At 61.7% G+C, this 22,996-nt stretch carries 24 protein-coding genes; 12 read left to right on the top strand and 12 right to left on the bottom strand.

Annotated elements, in window-relative coordinates:
- The first annotated feature begins 81 nt into the window (after positions 1-81).
- The gene (locus HK107_RS13990) at positions 82-528 is read left to right on the top strand and encodes an Lrp/AsnC family transcriptional regulator (RefSeq protein ID WP_173200869.1); all 447 of its coding nucleotides are present in this window, start codon (positions 82-84) and stop codon (positions 526-528) included.
- Here the strand turns inward: HK107_RS13990 and HK107_RS13985 are convergent.
- From HK107_RS13985 to fliF, 7 genes are all read right to left on the bottom strand, one after another.
- Complete coding sequence (locus tag HK107_RS13985; RefSeq protein WP_173200867.1) at positions 525-1,349, bottom strand: transglycosylase SLT domain-containing protein; 825 nt, start codon at positions 1,347-1,349, stop codon at positions 525-527. The two genes, HK107_RS13990 and HK107_RS13985, sit on opposite strands and share 4 nt — an antisense overlap.
- Positions 1,346-1,774: a hypothetical protein gene (locus tag HK107_RS13980; protein WP_173200865.1), complete on the bottom strand. Its 429-nt coding sequence runs from the start codon at positions 1,772-1,774 to the stop codon at positions 1,346-1,348. Before HK107_RS13980 ends, HK107_RS13985 begins: the two co-directional genes overlap by 4 nt.
- A 147-nt stretch (positions 1,775-1,921) precedes the next feature.
- Complete coding sequence (locus tag HK107_RS13975; protein WP_173200863.1) at positions 1,922-2,944, bottom strand: flagellar motor switch protein FliG; 1,023 nt, start codon at positions 2,942-2,944, stop codon at positions 1,922-1,924.
- A 12-nt stretch (positions 2,945-2,956) separates the two neighbouring features.
- A complete protein-coding gene (locus tag HK107_RS13970; protein ID WP_173200861.1) occupies positions 2,957-3,778 on the bottom strand; it encodes a flagellar type III secretion system pore protein FliP in 822 nt (273 codons plus the stop codon).
- Positions 3,779-3,823: 45 nt separating this feature from the next.
- Positions 3,824-4,288, bottom strand: coding sequence for a flagellar motor switch protein FliN (gene fliN, locus HK107_RS13965; protein WP_198912416.1), 465 nt, complete (start codon positions 4,286-4,288; stop codon positions 3,824-3,826).
- A complete protein-coding gene (locus tag HK107_RS13960) occupies positions 4,285-4,971 on the bottom strand; it encodes a FliH/SctL family protein (protein ID WP_173200859.1) in 687 nt (228 codons plus the stop codon). Before HK107_RS13960 ends, fliN begins: the two co-directional genes overlap by 4 nt.
- Positions 4,968-6,704 carry a flagellar basal-body MS-ring/collar protein FliF gene (gene fliF / locus HK107_RS13955; RefSeq protein ID WP_173200857.1) on the bottom strand — a complete coding sequence of 579 codons (1,737 nt, stop codon included), beginning with the start codon at positions 6,702-6,704 and terminating at the stop codon, positions 4,968-4,970. Before fliF ends, HK107_RS13960 begins: the two co-directional genes overlap by 4 nt.
- 113 nt (positions 6,705-6,817) lie before the next feature.
- Between fliF and HK107_RS15895 the strand changes: the two genes are divergently transcribed.
- From HK107_RS15895 to HK107_RS13930, 5 genes are all read left to right on the top strand, one after another.
- Positions 6,818-7,336 (top strand): flagellar basal body-associated FliL family protein, encoded by a 519-nt coding sequence (locus tag HK107_RS15895; RefSeq protein WP_173200855.1) that lies wholly within the window; start codon positions 6,818-6,820, stop codon positions 7,334-7,336.
- Complete coding sequence (locus HK107_RS13945; RefSeq protein ID WP_332871546.1) at positions 7,336-8,322, top strand: FliM/FliN family flagellar motor switch protein; 987 nt, start codon at positions 7,336-7,338, stop codon at positions 8,320-8,322. Before HK107_RS15895 ends, HK107_RS13945 begins: the two co-directional genes overlap by 1 nt.
- The gene (locus tag HK107_RS13940; protein WP_173200851.1) at positions 8,319-9,038 is read left to right on the top strand and encodes a MotE family protein; all 720 of its coding nucleotides are present in this window, start codon (positions 8,319-8,321) and stop codon (positions 9,036-9,038) included. The genes HK107_RS13945 and HK107_RS13940 overlap by 4 nt, the downstream gene beginning before the upstream one ends.
- A gap of 184 nt (positions 9,039-9,222) precedes the next feature.
- Entirely contained in the window at positions 9,223-9,705 is a 483-nt protein-coding gene (locus tag HK107_RS13935) for a DUF3015 family protein (protein WP_198912415.1), read from the top strand.
- Between the two features lie 87 nt (positions 9,706-9,792).
- The gene (locus HK107_RS13930; protein WP_173200849.1) at positions 9,793-11,625 is read left to right on the top strand and encodes an Lnb N-terminal periplasmic domain-containing protein; all 1,833 of its coding nucleotides are present in this window, start codon (positions 9,793-9,795) and stop codon (positions 11,623-11,625) included.
- Positions 11,626-11,628: 3 nt separating this feature from the next.
- On the opposite strand, the gene HK107_RS13925 is transcribed toward HK107_RS13930, so the two are convergent.
- From HK107_RS13925 to flgF, 5 genes are read right to left on the bottom strand one after another with little or no spacing between them, the layout of a single operon-like run.
- Positions 11,629-12,087 carry a hypothetical protein gene (locus HK107_RS13925; protein ID WP_173200847.1) on the bottom strand — a complete coding sequence of 153 codons (459 nt, stop codon included), beginning with the start codon at positions 12,085-12,087 and terminating at the stop codon, positions 11,629-11,631.
- Positions 12,088-12,105: 18 nt separating this feature from the next.
- Positions 12,106-12,834, bottom strand: a complete 729-nt coding sequence (gene flgH, locus HK107_RS13920) for a flagellar basal body L-ring protein FlgH (protein WP_173200845.1) — start codon at positions 12,832-12,834, stop codon at positions 12,106-12,108.
- 15 nt (positions 12,835-12,849) lie between these two features.
- A complete protein-coding gene (flgA, locus tag HK107_RS13915) occupies positions 12,850-13,491 on the bottom strand; it encodes a flagellar basal body P-ring formation chaperone FlgA (protein ID WP_173200843.1) in 642 nt (213 codons plus the stop codon).
- A gap of 4 nt (positions 13,492-13,495) precedes the next feature.
- Positions 13,496-14,281 carry a flagellar basal-body rod protein FlgG gene (gene flgG, locus HK107_RS13910; RefSeq protein ID WP_173200841.1) on the bottom strand — a complete coding sequence of 262 codons (786 nt, stop codon included), beginning with the start codon at positions 14,279-14,281 and terminating at the stop codon, positions 13,496-13,498.
- 24 nt (positions 14,282-14,305) lie between these two features.
- Positions 14,306-15,028 (bottom strand): flagellar basal-body rod protein FlgF, encoded by a 723-nt coding sequence (flgF, locus tag HK107_RS13905; protein ID WP_173200838.1) that lies wholly within the window; start codon positions 15,026-15,028, stop codon positions 14,306-14,308.
- A gap of 146 nt (positions 15,029-15,174) precedes the next feature.
- On the opposite strand from flgF, the gene HK107_RS13900 reads away from it, so the two are divergent.
- The 6 genes from HK107_RS13900 to HK107_RS13875 all read left to right on the top strand — a co-directional run bounded on the left by HK107_RS13900 (position 15,175) and on the right by HK107_RS13875 (position 22,808).
- Positions 15,175-16,860 carry a hypothetical protein gene (locus HK107_RS13900; protein ID WP_173200836.1) on the top strand — a complete coding sequence of 562 codons (1,686 nt, stop codon included), beginning with the start codon at positions 15,175-15,177 and terminating at the stop codon, positions 16,858-16,860.
- Positions 16,857-17,735 (top strand): flagellar motor stator protein MotA, encoded by an 879-nt coding sequence (gene motA, locus HK107_RS13895; protein WP_173200834.1) that lies wholly within the window; start codon positions 16,857-16,859, stop codon positions 17,733-17,735. The genes HK107_RS13900 and motA overlap by 4 nt, the downstream gene beginning before the upstream one ends.
- A gap of 23 nt (positions 17,736-17,758) precedes the next feature.
- The gene (locus HK107_RS13890) at positions 17,759-18,610 is read left to right on the top strand and encodes an OmpA family protein (protein ID WP_173200832.1); all 852 of its coding nucleotides are present in this window, start codon (positions 17,759-17,761) and stop codon (positions 18,608-18,610) included.
- A 115-nt stretch (positions 18,611-18,725) separates the two neighbouring features.
- Positions 18,726-20,033 (top strand): flagellar hook protein FlgE, encoded by a 1,308-nt coding sequence (locus tag HK107_RS13885; RefSeq protein ID WP_173200830.1) that lies wholly within the window; start codon positions 18,726-18,728, stop codon positions 20,031-20,033.
- Positions 20,034-20,058: 25 nt separating this feature from the next.
- Positions 20,059-21,669, top strand: coding sequence for a flagellar hook-associated protein FlgK (gene flgK, locus HK107_RS13880; RefSeq protein ID WP_173200828.1), 1,611 nt, complete (start codon positions 20,059-20,061; stop codon positions 21,667-21,669).
- An 11-nt stretch (positions 21,670-21,680) separates the two neighbouring features.
- Positions 21,681-22,808, top strand: a complete 1,128-nt coding sequence (locus tag HK107_RS13875) for a flagellin (protein WP_173200826.1) — start codon at positions 21,681-21,683, stop codon at positions 22,806-22,808.
- Positions 22,809-22,996 lie beyond the last annotated feature (188 nt).

Genomic DNA, 22,996 nt, shown 5'->3' with positions numbered 1-22,996 from the left:
GGCAGACTGCGTTTTCCGCTGGCCTACTGGCGTATTCCGCCTACTGTGGGGATGTTGGTGGCGGAAATAGGATGCTGCGGAATGGATGACTTCGACAAAGCCTTGCTGCGCCTCGTCCAGAGAGATGCCCGCCTGACCCATGACGCGCTGGCGGAGAAGGTCAGCTTGTCCCCCAGCGCCGTCAGGCGGCGGCTCAAAGTGCTGCGGGAAAGCGGGGTAATCGAGCGGGATGTCAGCCTTCTCGATCCCTCAGCCCTCGGCGTGACGGTGATCGTGCAGGTGCGTTTTGATAAGGAGAGCCACGACACCTACCGTGCCTTCAAGCAACAGATGCTCAGCCTACCCCAGATCGTGCAGTGCTATTCGGTGACGGGGGATGTCGACTTCATCCTGGTCGGGCATTTCCCGAGCCTTGAAGCTTATGACCTCTTTGTCGAGGAGCATCTCCTGTCGAACGACGCGCTGGCGCGGTCGACAACCAATGTCGTCACGGGACGGATCAAGTTCGAGACGGCGGTGCCGGTCTAGCTGTCGTCCTTGCCACCGAGGATGAAGTCGGACTGCATTTCGACAATCGCCGCGTAGAGCTGAGGCGGCATGGTCTTGGAGAAGTCGGTGACCGAACGCGCGGTTGGCTGGGCGTAGGTCTCAACCCGCGGAGCGGGGCGCGGTGTAGCTGTTGGCTTGTAGGGAACGCGGACCGCAGGGGTCTCGGCCAGCTGGGGCGCAGGCTCCTTGCCTAGGTGGAGGGCGATCTTGTCCCGGAATTCGGAGACAGAAAGCGCGCGGCCACCTTCATAGAAAAGGGGCTGGTTCGCTTTTGCGGCACGCGGATCAACGGTCGCTGCCGTGGCGGTCTCGCCAGCCTGCAGCATACGGAGGGCTCCGCGTTCGCCAAGGAAGTGAGCCATGTAGACTTCACTGCCCGACGCCTCGCGACCGAGCGCGTTGGACAGGCGGTCCTTGGCTGCAGCGAGGGTCTTGCCTGCGACCTTGGCGGCCACGGCGGGCTTGAAGCGGAGGTTCAGGATCTCTTCGCGGCGCGCAGGATCGTCGACGGTGAAGCCCTTCTCCCCGCGCTGAATGTCGTTCGCAAATTCGGAGAGGCCAAGCTGGTCGCCATGCTCTTTGACGGCGCCGAGCCATGTCTGGTCGATGAACTGGAACAGGCCGGAGGCGGAGGATGTCGCTGCTTTCGCATCGGCCCGGAGCGAGCTTTCGCGTTTGGCGACGCCCAGCATGAGGTCGAAGTCGAGGCCCGTCTGACGCGCGGCCTGACGGATCGCCTTGGTGACGGACCCTTTGGAGGTGTCACTGTCCTTGAGGGCTGCCAGCGGCTCGATGCTCATCCACGTTCCTCGCGGTCTTTCGCTGCCTGGAGCTGATCGATCTCCTCCAGGAGGCGGTTCTCTTCGCGCTTCCTCGCTACCGCGCGTTCTTTAATCTGACGCTGCGATTGGAAGAGCTCGAACCGCTTCTGGTCGGCGAAGCATCCGCGCAGCTGGTCCTGGGCGATGAGCTCCGCCTCGGCGATTCGCTCGGCTTCGGTCCTGAGGTCGGAGGCTTTCTTGAGGGCGCGGCGGGCATAGCCCCCCGCAGCTCCCACCGAGGAACGGTCCCGGCGGGCGTCGTTATAGGCGGTCTCGATCGACTGAAGGACCTGGACCTGCGCATTCAGGGTCAGTGTCCGCCGCTCGCGCAGCTCACCGACGATCTTGGCCGCTTCGTCGGAACGCGTCTTGAAGACGTCGAGGATTTTGTCGGGGCGTTTCACTTCAAACCCGTCTTCCCGGCCAAAGCCCGAAGGGCGATCGAGCCGGGATCCATGGACCAGACTGACCAGCCGCCGCGCCCGTTGGTCCTACGGGCCATAGGTCCCGGATAGCCGCTGCGCGCCTTCCAGGAAGACGGCTGGTGAAGATCAGTACACCATCTGGCTTTCGGCGCCGCGTTCGATGACGATGACGCCGGCTTCGGCAAGCTCCTTGGCCTTCCTGACCATGGTGGCCTTCGCCGCTTCCACGTCGCGCATGAGCACGGGGCCGAGGGTGTCCATATTGTCGATGAGGATCGCTCGGGCGCGTTCGGAGAGGTTGCCGACGATCTTGTTGCGGGTCTCGCCGTCGCAGCCCTTGAGCGCGTAGGTGAGTGTGTCGCTTTCGCAGGACCTGATGACCGTCCGCAGGCTGTGCGGATCGAGCTCCATGAGGTCGTCAAAGGTGAACATGAGCTGCTTGATCTGCCAGACCTCTTCCTCGTGAGCGTCCTTGAGACCTTCGAGGAGCTGGTCGGATTTCTCCGACTCGGTGCGGTTGAAGATCTCCGCCATGTGGTTGAGGTTGTTGGTTTCCTGGCTCGACTGGAAGTTCAGCATCAGGTCGCGCTGGAGCATCTCTTCGATGTCCGCGAGAACTTCCTTCGGCACCGAGTTCATCGAGATCATGCGCTGGAGAACGTCGGGTACGGCCTTTTCGGGCAGGTTGTTGAGAACGTGCGCGGCCTGGTCCGGGTCGATCTTGGAGAGGACCACGGCGATCGTCTGGGGATGCTCGCCATTGAGGTATTTGGCGAGCATGTTGTTGTCGACCATCCCGATCTTTTCCCAGGTCGTCGAACCTGCGGGACCGCGGATGTAATTCATGATGTCGACAACGCGGTCTGCCGGGAGGAAGCTCCTCAGCATACGTTCGGTCGAATCGGCCGAGCCAATGACGGAGCCGCCTTGACTGAACTGCGACGTAAACCGCGTGATCAGCTCTTCGAGGACCTCGCCGGTGATCGAGCCGAGGGTCGCCATCGAACGGGTGATGATACGAACTTCTGAATCGTCCATCCGCTCGAGGAGCGGGCCTGCCTGCTCTTCACCCAAGGTGAGCAGCATGACCGCGACCTTTTCAGGACCCGTCAGGGCGTCGCATTCGTTACGGATCTTGACGGTGGGCATGGCTGAAAACCCCTAGAAGAACGACATGACGAGGCTCTCCGAAAGGAGGCGCCAGCCGTCGATAAGGACGAAGAAGATAATCTTCATGGAGAGCGATACGGTCTGCGGCGGCAGCATCATCATGCCCATGGACATAAGGATCGCGGCGACGGCGAGGTCGATCACCAGGAAGGGCATCATGAGCAGGAACCCGATCTCGAAAGCGCGGGTCAGCTCGGAAATCATGAAGGCCGGGATGAGTGTCGTCATCGGCGGCAGGTCCGGATCGGCGACGCGGTCCGGGTAGAGAAGCTGTTCGATCTCCGCTTCCGACATCATGGTCGCGGGGAGATCATCTTCCGGAATATCGGCCTGCTGACGTTCAGCGAGGCTGAGGAAGAATTCGAGATCATCGGGCTCGGTCTGGGCGGCCATGAAGCGCTGGAGCGGCAGGGTCGCCTGGCGGATGCCGCTGCCGGTGTCGATCTGGTCCTCGATCATCGGTGCGATGCCATTGTTCCAGCTTTCCTGGAACGTCGGTGCCATGATGAATCCGGTGAGGAACAGCGCCAGCGAGATCAGCACCACGTTCGGCGGTGCCTGCTGGAGACCCATAGCGGAGCGAAGGAGCGAGAAGACGACGACGATCCTGATGAAGGAGGTCGTCATGACGAGGATGCCCGGCGCGAGCGTGAGCACCGTCACCGCCAGGAAGAGCTGAATCAGCCTTCCGGTGTAGGATGCCCCGTCATCGCCGATATCGAGGGTGACCGCCTGGGCGTTCGCCTCGGGCGCGATCATCAGCGCCAGGAATAGACCGACAATGATGGCCGCGTTTATCGCCAGCCTCGTCATGCTCTCTCTTTATAATGACCGAGCCTGCCCTGGCCCGGCGCGCCCTTAGTGAAGGTTGGACGCGTTGGTGATGATTTCCGTCAGGGTGACGCCAAGACGGTCATCGTCGACAATGACGATCTCGCCGCGGGCGACCGGACGGTGGTTGATGTGAATCTCCACCTGCTCACCCACGCGGCGGTCGATTTCGACCACGGCGCCGCGGCCAAGCTTGAGGATGTTGCCGATCGGAAGCTTCGCACGGCCGAGAACGACCTGCACTTCGACCGGGACCTGTCCGAGGGCGGACATGTTCGTATAGGCGCCAATGCCTGCCGATGGGGATGGGCCGCCTTCATCTGCGCCCGCGCCGCCGATCATGGCGTCGAGGGTTGCGGCGATTTCCGCTTCGCTTGCCCCTTGCGCGCCGGCTTCAAAGCCGTCGTCACCGGGCAGGTCGTCAGCCTGCGGCATGCCATCGTCTGCGGGCAGGCCGAATTCTTCGGGATTGTCCTCTGGCGTGTCGCTCATTGTGCTTCTCCTTCGCGCGGCAGCTCTGCGGTGCCGCCCATCAAATGCTCAAGGGTTTCAGTGAACACTTCGTCGATCGCGCCCGTAAAAGCGTAAGGATCGAAGGTTACTTTTCCGGTTAGCCATGCAACTTCGAGTGGAGTTTCCGCGCCTTCCTCAGCCGTCTCGAAGACGACCCGGTGGGCAGCGGCCTCTTCATCCGTTGGCAGACGAAGAACAGCCCTCAAAGGCTCTAGGAATGCCTCATCCGCACGGATCGTGACCCGGTGCTTGCCTCTGACAGCCTCGACAGCGCGCACGGTGACGTTCTCGGCGAGCCGTTTTGCCTCAGCTTCTGACAACCTGCGCGCGAGCTGGTGGACAAGGGCGAGCATCAGCCGCGCGGTGCGGGTTTCGAGATCGGCGAAGAGCTCGTCCTCGCGCCCGTGGATCGCGGAAAGCTCCGCCCTCAGCGCATCGACCTTCTCTTCGAGCTGGGCAGCGACGGAGGTGCGTTCCTGTTCCTGGCCCTCAGCGATACCTTCTTCATAGCCCTGGCGCTTGCCGTCCGCGCGCGCACTTTTAATCAGCGCAGCGACTTCGTCGGGGCTCAGGCGGTCGTCTTCCTCGATCTCTTCTTCGAAGGGATCGGGAAGTTCGGGTTCGGAGAAGTCCCGGAAGGGAGCAAAGGCCCTGACCGTCATGCTGCGTTACTCGTGCTCGACGGCGCCTTGCCTTCCTGCTCGTAGATCCAGGTACGGAGGATCGCGACGACTTCTTCAGGATACTGCTCAGCGATACGGCCAAGCTTGCGGATCGAGGACGCGCGGACCTTGCCATCGACATCGCGCAGCTCGAGCATCTGGTCGAGGTTCTCGGCCATGGATTGCTTGGGCGCGGAGATGGCAGCCGTGCCGCCTGCGCCGATGAGGCCGCCAGGGATCGGGTTGCCGTCCTCGTCTTCGCCAGCAAAGCCAAGATCGTCGAGGCTGAGCTCGCCCATTGCGATGGGCTCTGCATCCTTGCCGAAGCCGCCGGTCGGGATGACCCGGCTCATCACCGGACGGATGATGCCGAAGATGATGGCGACGCCAATAAGGAGAAGCGCGACAGCCTGGGTTATCGCATCGAAGTTGCGGTAGACGACTTCGGTGATGGTCGACGGCGCAAAGCGCGGCATCGTGTCCTCGAGGTCGACGAAGGGCATGTTCTCGACGGTGATCGAGTCGCCGCGGCCCTCATTGAAGCCGACAGCCGAACGGACGAGGCTCGCTAGCTTGGCAAGCTCTTCTTCCGTGCGCGGTTCGTAGGTAATCTGACCTTCAGGACCCGTCACGCGCTTATTGTCGACGATGACCGAGACCGAGAGGCGCTCAATATCGCCGGGCTCGATGACCATTTCGGAGCGCTCGGAACTGATCTCGTAGTTCACGACGCTTTCAGAGCGTTCGATTTCGGAGAGGTTCTGGCCATCACCGACATTGCCAACCTGGGACTCAGGCAGGTTTTGCTCAACGGTGACAGGCTGCTCGGTGGCGTTTTCACGGGCAGCTTCGGTTTCGTCGATAATCTGGCGCGAGCGGAGGGCCGTGTCCTTGGGATCAAACTTCTCCGTGCGGCGCACTTCTCTCTCTGTGCGGAGGTCGGCATTCACCTGAACGGCGACGCGGCCTGCGCCCAGGGTCGGGACGAGGACGCTTTCAGCTGCGCGCGCAAGGCGGGTCTCGATCTCCGTCTGCAGACCATTGACCGACGCCGCACCGGCCATCGGGCCGTTCTCTTCTGCGAAGACGGCGCCCATGCGGGCATCAAGGACGGACACGCGGGACGGGCTGAGCTGCGGGACGGCCGAAGCGACGAGGTGACGGATGGCGGCTGCCTGGTCACCGTCGAGGCTGCGCGCACCGCGCATACGGACGACCACGGAAGCGGTAGGCTCTGCTTTTTCGCGAGAGAAGGGATCACGGCGGGCCATAACAAGGTGGACGCGGCTCGATTCGACCGAATCAAGGGTCTGGATCGTGCGGCTCAGCTCGCCTTCGAGGGCGCGCAGACGGGTCATGTCCTGCATAAAGGACGTGAGGCCCAGCGACGATTTGTCATCGAACAATTCGTACCCGACAGCACCGCCCGCAGGGATCCCCTGCTCTGCAAGAAGCATCCGAAGCCGGGGCACACGACCGGAAGGGGCGTAAATCGTGCGTCCGTCGCCGGAGACTTTCACAGGGACGTCCATGCTTTCGAGCTCGGTCACCACCGCGCCGGCGTCGGCATCGGTGAGGCCCGAGAAAAGGACCGTCATCTGAGGTTTCGAGAAGGCAAAGATGATCGCGACAAGGGCTGCGATCACCAATGCACCAAGGGCGCCGGCGATCATTAGCCGGTTCGCACCCAGATCTTTGAATCTTTGAAGTATGCTTTCCACGCTCACTGACATTCTGCCTAGCCGCAGGGATTTGCGTAGGTTCAGCGTTTTAAACTGACGTCAAAGAGGTCCCTGTACCTCAGATGACGTGGCCCGAAGGCCGACCCTTCCGAGGAGAAGGATTCGTGGAAGAAACTGAAGAGAACCTGAACAAGACGCCGGGATTGCCCGCAAAAAGTAAGAAACGAGTCACTTCGTTGGGGCCCGTGGCATTCGGGTTACTCGCATTTCTATGCGCGATCGGCGGCTTTGTCGGCGGCGGGTATCTCTCGCTCGGACAAGAGGGAATCGTTGAACTCCTTGAAAGTCAGGAGAAAAACGACCTCGACGCATCGATCAAACCGACCCATGAATGGATCGAGATCGAAAAAGCCATCTACCAGCTCGACCGCCAGGAAGGCGCGAAATACGTGATGGCAAAATTTACCGTCAAAACGCCGATCAACCGTGCCTCCGAGGTCAGGAAGCGCCTCCCGGAGCTCGAATTCGCACTCCAGACGTACATTCGTGAACTTTCTTCACGAGAATTGCAGGGAGCGATGGGGCTTTATAATTTACGTAACGCTTGCCTATTTAGAGCTAGACGTATTCTCGGCCGGGATGCCGTTGACGACATCCTCATCGGCGAACTTCTGGTCGAGTGATGACAAAGCTTTTCGCATCCGGATGGACCGATGACGAGGGTCGAATGACAAAAGGCTCAGGGAGCCCCAGGCTGGTGATGGAGCGCCTCGCGAATAGCGGGGTGACTCACGAACGCCTACCAATGCTGGACATCGTCTTTGACCGGACTGTCCAGATGCTGACGGAGAGTTTCCTCCATCTGACGTCGCAGGAAGTGGCGGTTCAGCTGGAAGACATCTCCTACAACCGCTTTCAGGACTTCATGAAGGAGCCCCCCGAAGCCCCGGTGATCGCCATCGTGCGCGCCGTGGCCTGGGACCAGAGCTTCCTCCTGATGATCGACGGAAGCCTCGTGTTCACTCTGGTGGAGATCCTGCTCGGCGGTCAGCCGAACCCGGAGACCCGTCAGCGTGCAGCGCAAAGACGGCCGACCTCGATCGAGCTGCAGCTGACGACACGGATCTTCAAGCTGATCGCGGAACGCCTTGCCGAGGCTTTCGAGCAGATCGCTGAGGTCGAATTCCGTGTCGAGCGCCTCGAGATGAACCCGCAATTCGCGGCCATCACACGCACCACGTCGGCTTGTGTTCGCTCGACCTTCCGCCTCGACATCGCCCGCGCCCGCGGCGAGCTTCAGGTTCTCTTCCCCTACTCCTCGCTGGAGCCGGTGAAGGAGCATCTGAGCCAGATGTTCGTGGGCGACCAGTTCGGCGGCGACCGCAGCTGGAACCGCCACTTCGAGGACGCGCTCAACAAGACCGAGCTTTCCTTCGACGCAGTGCTGCACAGCCAGCTGGCGACGCTTCAGGAAATTCTCGCCTGGAAACCGGGCCAGACCCTGACCTTCGAGACGCCTGCCGAAACAGAAGTCCGCTTCATGATGGAGGACCTTGAGTTCTTCCGTGGGCCGATGGGACGTAAGGGCGGGAAGATCGCTGCGCAGATTGAAGAGATCAATCTCGACACCGAGGAAGAAGAGGACCGCTTCGGTCTGGGGGGTCTATGATCCGTATTCTTCTCATGGCCGGCGTTTCGACAGCGTCGCTCGCGGTCCCAGCACTTATTATTGCAGCGCCGATGGCGGATGATGACGAAATCTCCGCCCGCGAAGCGAACAAGTCCGAAGAGGTTCGCGAATTCGGCAGCCACGACCGCCCTTGGGCGGACAATGTTCTCTCCCCCGAATACCGTTCGGGTCAGGACGAAACCCCTGTCATCCGCCGTGGCCTCGCCCAGTCCCAGGAAAAGATCCAGGACATGCTGGCCCAGGACGAGCTTCCGTTGCCCGCAGCGCGTGTCTCTTCCATGGCAGCGGTGACGGAAGTTCTCGCCACCATCAGCGCTGAGCGCGAAAAGCTCTCCGTCGAATGGGACAGGCTTGAGAATCAGAAGGCCGAGATCGCCCTCGCCAACCGCCGGGCCCTTGAAGAAATCGAACGCCTCGAAGATTTGCGCGCGGAAGTCGCAGCGCTGATCGACGAGTTGGAAGTCGAGCAGGACGAAAACCTCGAGCAGGTCGTCGCCGTCGTCGGCAACATGACAGCGAAGAACGCAGCCCGCCTCCTCCAGCAGAACGAGCCGAAGTTCGTGGTCGAAGTCCTAGACCAGGTCGGCGAGCGCAACGCTGCCGATATTCTGAGCCGCATGCAGACCAACAAGGCCAATGAGATCATGGAGCTGATGGCCGAGCGCGGCAGGCCGGACGAGCAGCTGGCCTTCTGATCAGCGAAAGCCTCACCTGAAGCTTTCGCCTCTTTGACATTGCGCGTGCGCAATTTTTTCCAAGATCAAGAGCAAAAAGCAGATGAACTGCGCCGCGACGCTCCTTATCTTCGCGTCATGCATGCGGCACGGGATGGTCTCGTGTCTCGGCATTTCGGGCAGACACTGATCAGGAGACACCCCTATGGCGATGAAAACTGTTGCCGCCCTTTCCGCTGTTGCGATGGTCGCGACGGCTTCGGCTCAAGCTCAAACTTCGACCCGCGCCGAACCGAACCCTTGGCTCGACTGCGGCATTGGCGCCATGATCTTCCCCGACGCCAACCTGGAAGTCGCAGCAGCCATCTCGAACATCATCTGGGACCTCGGCACCACCGCCGTGACCTCGGCCGCTTCGTCGCCTGAGACCTGCAACGGCCTCGACAACGTCACGGGCGCTGCTTTCATCAAGCGCACCTACCCGACGCTCGAGACCGAGCTTGCCAAGGGCCAGGGTGAAAACCTCACCGCTCTTGCTGCGATCTTCGAAGCTGAAGACGAAGCCGTCTTCGTCGCCACGCTGCGTGCGCGTATGGCTGAAGAAGTCGCCAAGCCGGAATTTGCCGCGCTGAGCGCCGACGAAAAAGCCCAGAAGCTGTACTTCGCAGCTGAGGCGATTTCCGCCTAAGGCTCTCCATCTTCGAATGGATCGAAGGGGCGCTCCGGCGCCCCTTTTTTCTTGATCGCCAGCGGGCAGCCCGTCAGTTTCGATGGCATGGGTAGGGTTCTTCTTGTCATCGCGATGCTCTTCGCATCGTCCCCGGCCGCCTGGGCGAGCACGGAGCTGTGGCAGCATCAGCAATGGCTGAAGCTCGGACGCTGGGAGAAGAAGCGCCTCCCCGCGCGCTACGTCAGCAACATCATCACCGAGGACTTCTTCCTCGCCGAGGATGGCCGCCGCGCCCCCGAGGCCGAGCTCGATGCAACGCTCGCCGGGCTTGTCGGGCCGTTGGGGCCTGAACCAGATGGGCACGCTCTCTGCCGCTATCCGGGCCGCGCGCTCTTTCTCGACCGAGAGATGCAGCTCGGCCTGCCCGATCCCTTTGCTGTCTGTCCGGAGCTTCGCGCATGGTCCGGGAACGGATCGCTTGATGGGGTCAGCGTCCTCTTCGTGGCTGGCTATTTCGCGAACCCAGGGTCAGCCTTCGGCCATCTCCTCCTCCGGCTTCATACCGGCGAGGGGAATGTCGACGTGCAGGACGTCCTCGACAACGCCATCAATTACGGCGCCCGTCAGTCCGAAGAAGACGGGATGATCCCCTACATCTATCGGGGGCTCACGGGGCGATACCAGTCGACCTACTCGACCCTCGATTTCTATCACCACAATGAGCGTTTCCGGGAAGAGCAGCTCAGGGATATCTGGCAGTACCGGCTCGACCTCTCTGACGGCGAAGTCCGGCTCCTCTCCGCCCATATTTGGGAGCTTCTGCGGACCGAGAACCGCTACTATTTCCTGCTTCAGAACTGCGGCTACCGGATTGCTGAGCTCCTTGAGCTGGTCATCGACCGCGACTTGGTCCCCCACAACAAGTTCTGGGCTGCGCCGGTTGATGTATTCCACGCTCTGGGCGCGGAGGATCCTGATGCTGGCCCGGCGATCAGCGCAGCGGGGCGGCTTCCGTCTCGTGAGACAGCCTACCGCGACGGCTACAGGCTCCTTGGCCGGCGAGACCGAAGGCTGGTGGACGCCGCGACCAGCGCGCCTGATAAACCGCTGCGCGATGTCGCGGAAGAACAGGGTGCGGAGCTTTCCGCAGCACCTCTCAATGTCCTCGTGGACTATTACGCCTTTCAGGAGGCCGCCCCTACCGTGGAGGCGCGCAAGGCCGAAGTTCTCGCGGCGCGTTTCCAATTGCCGCCCGATGCTGGCGATGACATCCCACAGCCCGTGCCGCCCCATGAGGGCCAGCCCCCCTCGATGCTGTCAGTGACTGTGCTCTCCAACGACGAACTCGGAGAGGGGATCGAGCTACGGGCAAGGCCTGCCTATTTCGACTTCCTCTCGGCGACCGAAGGGACCGCGGCCTATGCGGAGCTCAGCATGGCTGACCTCCGCCTCGTCCTGCGCGAAGATAATCTGCACCTCCGCCAGCTTGAGATCGTACGTGTCGCCTCACTGGGTCTCGCAGGTGATGGCGCACCGAACAGGCCGGGGCTTGCGTTCCGTACCCAGATTGGCGTCGAGACGCTGGATCTGACGTGCGACAGCTGCCTTCTTGGCTATGCTGAAGCGAGCTTCGGGGAAGCGGTCGAGCTGATGCCGGGGCTCGCGGTCTATGGGCTTGCCGGTGGGAGGCTCGAAGGGGGCGATCAGATCACCGATAGCTTCAGCGCGACGGCCGCCCTAGGGACCGTGTTCCGCGGCAAGCATGGCGGGATCTGGCTGGAAGCAGGCTTCCAACAGGGCATCATCGATACCGATGCCAACGAGCCCTATGTTGAGGGAGAGATCCGTCTGCGGAAAGGTGTGCAATCGGACTTCGGCCTGACGGTGCGCCACGAAGGCGCGACGGAGATCGGCCTCGCCTTCAGGCGCTACTGGTAGGGATCAACCCGTCTGGCGGCGGCCACCGGTTTCCTGAATCAGCAGGCGGTTCACGAGGACATCCGAGACGCCCTCAAGATCGAAGGTCGCTTCGAGGTCTTCCTTGATCGCCTTCTTGATGACCTCAGGCTTCACGGTGCCAGGCTTGATATCACCCCGGCGTTCCAGCTCGAAGAGGGTCTCAAGAACCGTCGCGCGGACGTGGGGGCGGTTGTTCGAGAGGAGGGAGACCTCGTCATAGGTTTCCACTCCGATATTGATCTCTGCAAGGAGGAAGAACGGCACCTTGCCGCCTTCGAAAAGAGGCACCACGAACTGGCCTGCCGCGAAGACGACGTTCTGCGCTTCCTCCGTGGTCCCCTTGTCACGCTGTGATGCAGACATCTTGCTGATTTCGCCAAGGGCGAAACCGCCGCCTGCGCAGACGAAGAGGGTGATCAGGAGAAGGAGAGGCTTGGGCATGATGCGCTCTTCAGGTTCTTAGAACGGGACGACGAATTCGTAGAGGCGCTGGCCGTAGGGAGGCTGCTGCACCGTGGAGATCGTGCCGCGGCCGCCATAGGCGATGCGCGCTTCTGCGATCTTGAAGTAGGGAATGGCGTTGTCCGCGGTGATATCCTCGGGACGGATGACACCTGCGATCCTCAGCTCACGAAGTTCCTTGTTGACCTGGACTTCCTGACGGCCCGCGATCACGAAGTTGCCGTTGGGAAGCCGGTCGGTGACCACGGCTGCGATCCTGAGCGAGATCTCCTCGTTCCGGTTGATCTCGCCAGTGCCGCGGGTGTCCGTCGAGCCTTCGAGGTTCGCGTTCGGCTCCCAGCGGTCAGGCAGATTGTCCTGGAGATAGTCGACGATGCCGAAGAGCTGGCCGACCTGAAGCTCGTTCGCGGTGTCGCGGCCACGGCTTGTCGTATTGCGGAGGCGGGCCTCGTCACGGATGTCGATCAGTACCGTGAGTATATCGCCGACATTATTGGCGCGCTGGTCACGGAAGAAGCTGCGCTTGTTGGCTTCCCAAAGTGAATTGGGCGAGCTCATCGGGGTGTGGTCGATGGGCATCGGCATCCTGACGACGCGGGCTTCCTGCTGCTGGGCAGGGTTAGCGACATCGGACAGGTGCGGGCCGGTCAGCGGGTTGTTCACGCTGGCACAGGCGGAAAGCACAAGGGCGCCGAGAAGGCTGAGAGTGATGGGATTCTTCCGCATGGGTCTCTCCTAGGTTTAACGCACGACAACGCGCCCGGGGGCGACGATCTCGGCACTGACGGTACGGCCCTGACCTTCGGTCACGACCCTGATGAAATCACCGCGCGCGCCCTCGTCGAGGGAGCGGCCGCGGGCAGAAAGAACCATGCCTGCAGTCTCGTAGGTGATTTCGATGACTTCGTTCTTCCGAATGATGAGCGGCTGGCCGAGGTCCTCCTGGCGGACCGGACGGCCCGCGGCGAGGGACCTGCGAACGGCCATGCCGAAAGCTTCCTGCGGCTCGTTGTAGGCGGTCGATGGGACCTGCTGGATCGGCACGTGCCGGACCTCGAGGTCACCTGCGGCGAGCGTATGATCGCGGCCAAGGTTTCTCGCGGCCACAACCACCGGAAGGGTGACAGCGGCGCGGCCTGAAATCTGTGCCTTGCGCGGACCATTGGCGATGACGGCTTCGAAGCGGCCAGAGCGGCGGTCGAAATTGGTGATCTCCACCTGCTCCACGGCGCCGCGGACGGGGGTCATGGAGAGAAGCCGGACGTCGGCTGCGTCGGGGAGAAGCGCGGCCGAGCGGATGGCATCGCCCACACGCTCCGTCAGCGGAGCTTGTGCGAAGGCCGACCCGAAGGCGGCGAAGATGACAAGGAAGAGCCTGATCATCAGTCTACCGCATGTTCGCGACGCGCTGCGACATCTGGTCGGCGGTCTCGATCACCTTGGCGTTCATCTCATAGGCGCGCTGGGCGCTGATGAGGTCGGTCACTTCCTCGACGACGTTGACGTTCGAGTTCTCGACATAGCCCTGACGGAGGGAGCCGACGCCCTCTTCATCAGGCAGGCCGATGAACGGCTGGCCCGATGCCAGCGTCTCGGTGAACATGTTGTCGCCGCGTGCCTCGAGGCCCGCTTCGTTGATGAAGGTCGCGAGGTTGAGGCGGCCGGAGAGGACAGGTTCCTCATTGTCCGGAGTAAAGGCAAAGACTTCGCCCGAGCGGTTGATCTCGATGTCCGAGACGTTCTCAGGAAGCGTCACGCCCGGATCAAGCTCAAAGCCTTCCGGCGTCACGATGGCGCCGTCCGGTGACAGCTGGAACGTGCCCGTGCGGGTGTAGCCATTGGTACCGTCGGGCATGCGGACGACGAAGAAGCCGCGGCCTTGGATGGCGACGTCGAGCTTGTTGCCGGTCTGCTGGAGCGAACCCTGCTCGGTGATCCGCGCAACGGCTGCCGGCTTCACGCCGAGGCCAACCTGCACGCCGACCGGGACAATCGTTCCGGCGTCGGAGGAGAAAGTGCCCTGACGCTGCTGGCTTTGATAGATGAGGTCCGAGAACTCGGCGCGGCCACGTTTGAAGGCGGTCGTGTTGATGTTCGCGATGTTGTTCGAGATGACTTCGACATTCGTCTGCTGGGCCATCATGCCGGTGGCGGCGATTTCGAGAATGCGCATGGGTTACTCCTCAGTGTGCAGTCGTTACTGGTTCTTCGACAGACGAGCGATGGAATCTTTTTTGGTCTTGTGGATGTCGTTGGACGACTCCGCGACCGATGAATAAGCCCGCGACAATTCCATCAGTTTAATGATTTCCTTGATCGGGTTGATGTTCGAGCCTTCAAGGGAGAACTGCTGCAGGCCAGCCTCTTCGGAGACGAAGACATTGGCATCTTCACCTGTGAAGCGGCCTGATTCCTCGCGGATCAGCTGTTCGGGGTTCTCGAAGTCGAAGATGCCAATGCGCGCGATCTCGATAGGGAGCGGCTCACCGGCAAGGCTGACCGAGACGGTGCCGGACTTGGAGATGGTCACATCGCGCGCCTGCTCCGGAACGCGGATCTGCCCGCCGCCGCTGTCCAGGACGGGCGCGCCGTCGACATTGGTCAGGATCTGGTCGGCATTGATGACCATCCGGCCGTCGCGGGTATACTTCGTGCCCTGATCGGTTTCGACCGAGAGCCAGCCCTCGCCGACTACAGCCACGTCGAGCTGGTTGCCCGTTCGGTTGATCGAGCCTGACTGAAAGTCCGTATAAGAAGCACGGTCGATGACGAAGGAGATGTTCTCCTTGCCCCGGCCGCCGGTGTTCACGTCATCGAACATGACGCGTTCTGCCTTGAAGGCTGTCGTGTTTACGTTCGCAATGTTGTTCGCGATAAGCTCAAGCCGACGGGTCAGCGAGCTCTGATACGACAGATTCACGTAGAGTGAGGTATCCAAGGGTCTTTATCCTCTTGATTGCCTCGCCCCCTCACGCCCCTCGCAAGCGAAGGAAAACGGCGGGTTCGGCCTGAAACGCAGGTTTAAACTAGCCGGGCCAGTTTAAATCAGGATTTCGAGGAACCCTGATGCTCAAGCTGACGAGAATTCCGGCTTTCGCCATCGCGATGCTGATCGGCATGATGCCGCTTGGCGCGCACGCCCAAAGAAGTGCCTACGGCGTCAACTGGCAGTGCGGCTATGAAGAGGGCGATCTCTTCATCAAACGGATCAAGCGCGCCGGCCAGGATGACCTGTCCTGTCTCGCAGGCGCCGGGTTCTTTGAAGAGGCCCTCCCCCGGATCGGTGGGCGCATGGACGAAGATCGCCAGCGCCTCCGCATGCTCCTTGAGCTGATGGTCGAGAACTCGCCTGAAGCCAACGCGTTCTTCGAAGACGAGATCGCGAAGGGCATGGATGAAGCCGTCATGTGGATGCTGATCTCTCGCGGCGAGACGGGCCTTGAGGCTTCCGACAGGCGTTCCCGCGCCGCTGCGGTGACCATTTTCGTGGCTCTGCCCAACTGGGCCCGCTCAGCCTATGGCGCGAAGCTCGCCGATGCCTTGCTTGCCGAAGGCGACAGCCGCGCTGCCCTGACCCTCGCGACGGCACTCCGCACGATCGCCGAAGGCGACCATGAAATCGCAGAAGCCGCCATGATCCAGGCCCGGGTCATTGAACGCTTCGGCTCCACCGACGAAGCCGTCGCTCTTTATGAAGAAGCCAGCGAGCTTGGCGCTGACCGGCTCTCCGCTGAAGCCGAGCTGCGCAAGATCGCGCTGATGTGGCGGACGGGCTATATTCAGACCGATGAAGCCGTGGCCGTGCTCCGCGAGCTCGTGACCATCTGGCGCGGAGAAAATCTTGGCGCAGGCATCACCCTGGCCCTCGCCCGCGCTTACTATTTTGACCAGCAGCTTCCCCAATCGCTTCGGCTTCTGGCCAGCGTTGCCGGCTCGAACGCCCCCGAAGAGATTCGTCTTGAGGCGGAGCGTCGCATCCGCGCGATCTCCGAAGACCTCTTTGTCCGCAGGCTGGACCCCGCGACGATCGGCGACCTGATGGACGTCTACGAGCTGGTGCGCCCCATGGTCGCCAAGCCGACGGAGTTCTGGATGGGCGATCTCAAGCTCTCCGAGATCCTCGTACAGGCCGGCCTCATGGCCCGCGCCGCAACGCTGATGGAGGGCGCTAGCCCTACGGAGATCCGCGAAGCTGGCGGCACCGAAGCCCTTCTTCTTGGCGCGCAGCTGATGATCGATTTCGAGGAGCGGCCAGCAGCGCGCAGCTTCCTCGCTGAAATTCCAAGGCAATCCCTGATCGGCAATGATGTCGAGACTTTCGCGAAGCTCGAAGCCAAGGCGGCCGAGGTCGAGGACCTCAAGAGCCTCCTCGGCCCCGGCATCCGCCGCGAAGTGCTGGCTATTATCCTTGATAGGTCGTGGAAGGCTGAAGCCTATGGTCTTTATGAGGCTGCCCGCGCTTACTCCGATACCGCGCCGACATGGAAAGATCCGACTGCGTCCTACCTTGCCCGGGGCGAGCGTCTGGACCGCGATATCAATGATGGCGTGACCGATCCTCGATTGAAGGCATTGTCGTCAGCACCGAAACCTTCCGTTTACTACGCAAATGATCTGCGTCCTCTTCTCGACCCTAGCGCAGAAGTTGCAGGCTTACGAGCCACTTTAACCCAAATAGGGCAAGACCTGTCTGAAGAGGCTCCGGAGACATCCGTTGAAGGCGCCGAAACGAACGATGAGAGCTCACGATGAAGTTTGGCGTTGGACTGATTATCATCACCATCTCGGTGATCGGCGGGTACCTTGGCGTGGGCGGCAAGCTCGGCGTCCTGTGGCAGCCCTATGAAATCGTTATCATTGTGGGCTCGGCTATCGGTGCCTTCGTGATCTCGAACCCCAAGCACATCATTTTCTCGACCGGTTCGACGCTTGCCAGCTCGATCAAGGGCGAAGGTCTGAAGGACGAGGACTATATCGAGCTTCTCTCCCTCCTCTTCACGATCTTCCGTGAGGGGAAGGCCAAAGGCGTGATGAGCCTCGAGAACGATATTGAGCACCCCTATGAGAGTGCGCTCTTCCAGAAGTACCCACGCGCCCTTCAGCGCAAGCGTTCGGTGGCCTTCATCTGCGACTATCTTCGCCTCATCTCTCTTGGTGCTGAGGACCCGAAGGAACTCGAAGGCCTGATGGACGAAGAGATCCATACGATCACCAAGGACCTCTCGCGCCCGGTGCAGGCCCTCAACGCAGTGGGTGAAGCGCTTCCTGCCTTCGGTATCGTCGCGGCCGTTCTCGGTATCATCAAGGCGATGGCTTACGTGAACCAGGCAACCGAGATCCTCGGGAAGATGATCGGCGGCGCGCTTTGCGGCACGTTCCTTGGCGTTCTTCTCTCCTACTCCCTCGTTATGCCGCTGGCTTCGCTGATGGCGACCCGCCGCGACGAAATGGTCAACTATTACAGCTGCATCAAGTCGGGTCTCGTGGCCTTCCTGCATGGCTATCCGCCGCAGATCGCCATCGAATACTCGCGCAAGGTGCTGTTCGACGAGGTCCAGCCTTCCTTCGACGCTGTCGAGAAAGCGACCTCCGAGGCCATCCGTTCGGCTGCCGCTGACGCGGTCTAAGACAAGAGACCAGGAGGCGAGCCATGGCAAAAGCTGCGAACGACGACGGCGCCAATTCCGGCATTTGGAAAATGGTCTACGCGGACTTTACGACCGCGATGATGGCCTTCTTCCTGATCCTCTGGCTTGCCAACACCGCTTCGGATGCGGAGCGCGATCTCCTGGCTGACTATTTCAACCCGATCTCGATCAGCCGTGACAAGTCGGGGACCGACGGCGTCCTCTCTGGCAAGGCCAATGACGAGAGCGGTGTACAGACGAACGATAAGGCTGAGAGCCAGGAGCAGCTCCCCATGGGCGCCGCTCTCGAGACGATGACCGAAACGGGTCCCTCGACCCTCGAGGATACCTCGGTCGGCTCTGGCGATTCTGGTGCCGAGGACGGCCTTGCTGCCCTCGAGCAGAAGCTGAAAGTCGCGCTCGAACAACGGGTTGACCCCCTGGGCCTCAACGACGTCGTCTATATCGAGCGGCGCGATGATGCGATCTACATCCAGATCCATGACGACCGTGCCTTCGCCATGTTCAATGTCGGCCAGTCGAACCTGACGCCTCAGGCTGAGCAGCTCTTCAAGGCCCTTGGGGAAACCCTGCGCGCCGTGCCGAACGTGGTTCGCATTGCTGGGCATACGGATGCTTCGGGCTTCAACCAGTCCCAACGCGGCAACTGGGAGCTCTCTTCCGAGCGCGCCAATGCTGCCCGCCGGACGATGGAAGGCGCAGGCCTCCAGGGTGACCGCATCGAGGCTGTCGAAGGCCGCGGCTCGCGCGAACTCTTCGTCCCTGCTCGTCCTGAAGACCCGCGCAACCGCCGGATCACCGTCAGTGTGCACGCTAACGTTGCGCAGTCGGGCGACCTCCTCTTCGGTCAGTAAAAAGCTGCTGTCCCAGATCGGCACAATTCTCGATTTTATCCCGGTTTAAACGGGCTGTCCTAGGTCAGAACTGATGGGAGCATAAAGCTCCGGCAAGTTTACCGAGGACGGATCAATGTCGATTGGCAGTGCGCTTCAAACCGGCGTCAATGGCCTGAGGGCCCAAGCAACGAAACTCGCGACGATTTCAGATAACATCGCGAACTCGTCGACGGTCGGCTACAAGCGCTCGACGGCTCAGTTTTCGACCCTCGTCATCAATACGGGCTCTGACAGTTCGTACACGGCGGGCGGTGTGACCACCCAGATCCGTACGGAAGTGTCGAAAGCCGGCACCATCCTCGCTTCGGACTCCGTCACCGACCTCGCCATCGCAGGCCGCGGCTTCTTCGCTGTCGCCAACCAGGTCGACGGCTCCGGCGCCGCCCTCACCCGGGCGGGCAGCTTCCGTCCTGACCAGTTCGGCAACCTCCAGAACTCAGGCGGCTTCTTCCTTCAGGGCTTCCCTCTGAACCCCGATGGCACTTACACCAACGGCGCACCGAGCCTGACCACCTTCGACTCGATGGAAACCGTCAACATCAACGCGATCCAGGGTGCAGCTCGTCCGACGACGCAGGTCCTCTACAATGGCAACGTGCCGGCTGGCAGCGCAGGCCCCTTCCAGGCCGGTGTTCAGTACTTTGACGAATTTGGCGCAACCCAGACCCTGACCTTCAACTGGGTCCCGAATGGCGGCGCAGGCTCGAACGTCTGGGACGTCGAGATCTATGACGGCCCAGTCGGCGGCACCCTCGTCACGACCCTCGCAGGCATCGACTTCACCGGCGGTGGCGCCGGCGCAGTTGCGGGAACCCCGGACTATCCGGCAGCCGCTCCTGTTGCAGCAGCAGCTGGCTACACGGTCCAGAACTATAGCGAAGCTGACGGCACCTTCGAGATCGTCCTCCCCGGCGCAGCTGGCCAGACCATCGAGCTTGGCTTCGGTGCGGAGAACCAGCTCAACGGCGTCACCCAGTTCGGCGGCGACTTCACCCCGCAGACCAACGTTGACGGCTCGGCTCTTGGTGAGCTGCAGCAGATCGACATTCAGGAAGACGGCACGCTCGTTGCGATCTTCGACAATGGCGAGATCCGCCCTGTCTACCAGATCCCGCTGGTTGACGTGATCAACCCTGAAGGCCTCGACCCGGTCGACGGCAACGCCTTCACCCTCTCGGCTGACTCAGGCGACCTTCGCGTGGCCACCGCCGGGACCAACAACACCGGCACCATCTCCTCGGGCGCGCTTGAAGGCGCCAACGTTGATGTGGCCGAAGAACTCACCACGCTGATCGAAACCCAGCGGGCCTACTCTTCGAACGCAACCATCGTTCAGACTGCTGACGAGATGCTCGAAGAAGTCACCCGTCTCGGCCGATAAACGCACCTTGGGGCTTGGATAAACCATGTCACTGACCACAGCACTCTTCAACGCCAAGTCCGGCCTCGCCTCGACCCAGAGGCAGGTCGCGGGCGCTTCGGACAACATCGCCAATGCGCGGACGCCTGGCTATGTTGCGAAGGAAGCACGCATCTCGGCCAACAACACCGCCGGTATCGGTACCGGCGTGTCGGCCGATGTGGTCAGGAGCCCTGTCGACTCGATCCTCCTCCGGGATGTTCGTCTCGAAGCTGCAAAGCTCGGCACCTTCGATGTCCGCGCAGCTGCCCTCAGCCCGCTGGCAACCGCCTCGGGCAACCCAGAAGACGAGCGCTCTGTCGCTTTCGCAGTGACGAAGCTGGAGACGGCGTTCCAGGAGCTTTACGATGCTCCGGAGCGTACGGATCTTCAGCGTCAGGTCTTTTTCGCAGCGCGCGAGCTGACCGAACGTCTTGGTACGGCGCAAGGCGCTGTTCAAACCGGCCGTGAGGCTGCTGACCGCCGCATCGAAGAAGGCGTCAACTCCGTCAACACGGCCCTTGAAGGCATAGCTGACCTCAACCGCAAGGTTGCCGAGGGCATGGCTGATCCTTCGATCGACATTTCCGGTATTCTCGACGAGCGCGATCGCCTCATCGACGTTGTCGCGGAACAGATCGGTATCCGGACCTTCACCCGCGACCAGGGCGAAGTTGTCATCACCACGACCGAAGGCGTGACCCTCCTTGATGGTGAACCGCGCGAGCTGACCTTCACCCGCACCACGGTCATCGATGCCTCGACGCGGATCGACAGCATTCCGTCGGGCCTTTCCGGCCTTCAGGTCGACGGCTTCAACATTGAGCCAGGCCCCCTTGGCGGGCCGCAGGCTCTTCGCTCGGGCGCCATCGCAGGCAACTTCCTCGCCCGTGACGTCGACCTTATTCAGTACCAGTCGCAAATCGATGCCCTCGCCAAAGAGACGATCGTTCTCTTCCAGCAGGCCGACGCGCAGGTCGCGGCCCTCCGCTACGGCGCCTTCACGGGCGGACCAGAAGCAGTGGTCGACGTGCCAGGCCTCTTCACCGACCTTGGCGCAGGTGTTGATCCGGCGGCGACCGATGTCGACATTATCGGCCTTGCAGGGCGGATCGCGGTCAATGACCTCGTCGATCCCGAAGCAGGCGGCGACCTGTCGCGGATCAGGACCGGCGTCGTGGCTACCTTCCGCGATGACGCGGCAGAGGTCGATTTCTCCGGCGGCGCAGGCGTTGCCACGGCGACGGCAGCCTACACCAACCCCGCCTCGGCCCAGCTTGCAGGCTTCAAGGATCAGCTTGCTGACTTCCTCGATGGCCTGAGCTCGACCCGTCCCCTCGTCCCGAATGGCGGCCTGACGTCCAACGTCACGCTCCAGAACTTCGCAGCGGACCTCGCCTCCGGCATCCAGACGGACCGCGCGAACCTTGAGAACCTAGCAGACCGGACACGGACGATCTTCGATACGCTCGAGAACCGCCGCTACAACGAGAACGGCGTGAACATCGACGAAGAGAGCGAGAAGCTCCTTGAACTTGAACAGGCCTACGCTGCGAACGCGCAGGTCATCAACATCATTGCCCGGATGTTCGACGAACTCCTGGCACGGATTGCATAAGGCGGACCCTGATGATGAAACCGATCTCCACCTTCGGCCAGACCGCGCTCCGTAATGCGCAACTCCGCCGTCTCGAGGGCGAAATCGCCACCGCGACCAACGAACTTGCGACCGGAAAGAAGGAAGACGTGGCCAAGACCATCGGCTCCGAACTCATCAACCTGCAGGGCGTGCGCAATCAGTTCACTGAGAACAACGCCTACCTGCGCTCGATCAGCATCTTCAAGCAGCGCTCCGACCTGATGGACGGCGCCCTTGCCGAGGCCGAAGCAGCGGTTGAAGACCTGACGAAGGTCGCGGCCCTCAACGCAGCAGAACCGCTGGACTCGGCAGGTTCGGTAAAGCTTGTCGCCGAGAGCCTTCTCGACCGGATCGTCACAGCACTGAACGTGCAGGTCGGCGGCCGCTATCTCTTCGGCGGTGCCCGCGTTGACCAGCAGGCCCTCCAGCCGATCGAAAAGAATGGCGCCGGCGGTGTGACCCCGCTTGATATCGCGAACAACATCACCACCGGCACGACCGGCGTTGCAGGCTTCGCCGCGACCGACCTCACGACCGTGACCACAGTTGCTGAAGCAGATGAGCTTCTCCAGCGGTTCGAAGATGTCTTCTACGGCACCAACGCTGCGAGTGCTGACCCGGCGGCCCAAGCCTACAGCTTCGAGAACACCATCTATAATGGTGAGATCGACGGCAGCCTCCTGGAAATCCGTCTGCCGAACAACACGATCGAGACCCAGCTGAATGACGAGCTGATCAATGGTCTACGCGATGTGTTCCAGGGCGCCTATATCCTCGCTTCGGTGGACCTTGAGTCAATCGACGATGACGATGCCTACCGCCAGCTGATGACTGGCGACGATTTCGGCCGCCAAGGTGCGCTGGACCGTATCACCTCGGGCCTCGCCGCCATCCAGCGCAGCCGTGCTGACCTCGGCCTCAGGTTCAACGTCGTGGACGCTGCCGAAGAAGCCGTCCGTGCCCAGAACGCCCTTCTCAACAACCAGATCGTCGCCCTCGAAGGCGTCGACCGTGCCGAGGTGACAACCCGTCTCCTCGACATCGAAAACCAACTGGAAGCGAGTTACGCCGTGACCGGAAGAGTTCTGCAGCTCAGGCTCTTCAACTACGTCCGGTAGATATCCGCGAGTATCGCGCGAGAGACCACCCCCACCACCACCCCCAAACTTGCGCATGCGGATCCCGCCCTGGCTGAAGAAGCCGGGGCGGGTTTTTGTTATGGGCAGGGGGCGGAGCCTCGTTCTGTGGGTTTCTTCTAGGCCAGTGCTCTGGCGCTTCGCACCGAACCCCTCACCCTCGGTCCCTC

It is taken from the genome of Parvularcula mediterranea (genome assembly GCF_013085255.1).
GTDB classification, from domain to species: Bacteria; Pseudomonadota; Alphaproteobacteria; order Caulobacterales; family Parvularculaceae; genus Parvularcula; species Parvularcula mediterranea.
Note: the sequence above shows the minus strand (reverse complement) of the source record. Positions and strands in the feature narration are given on the sequence as shown.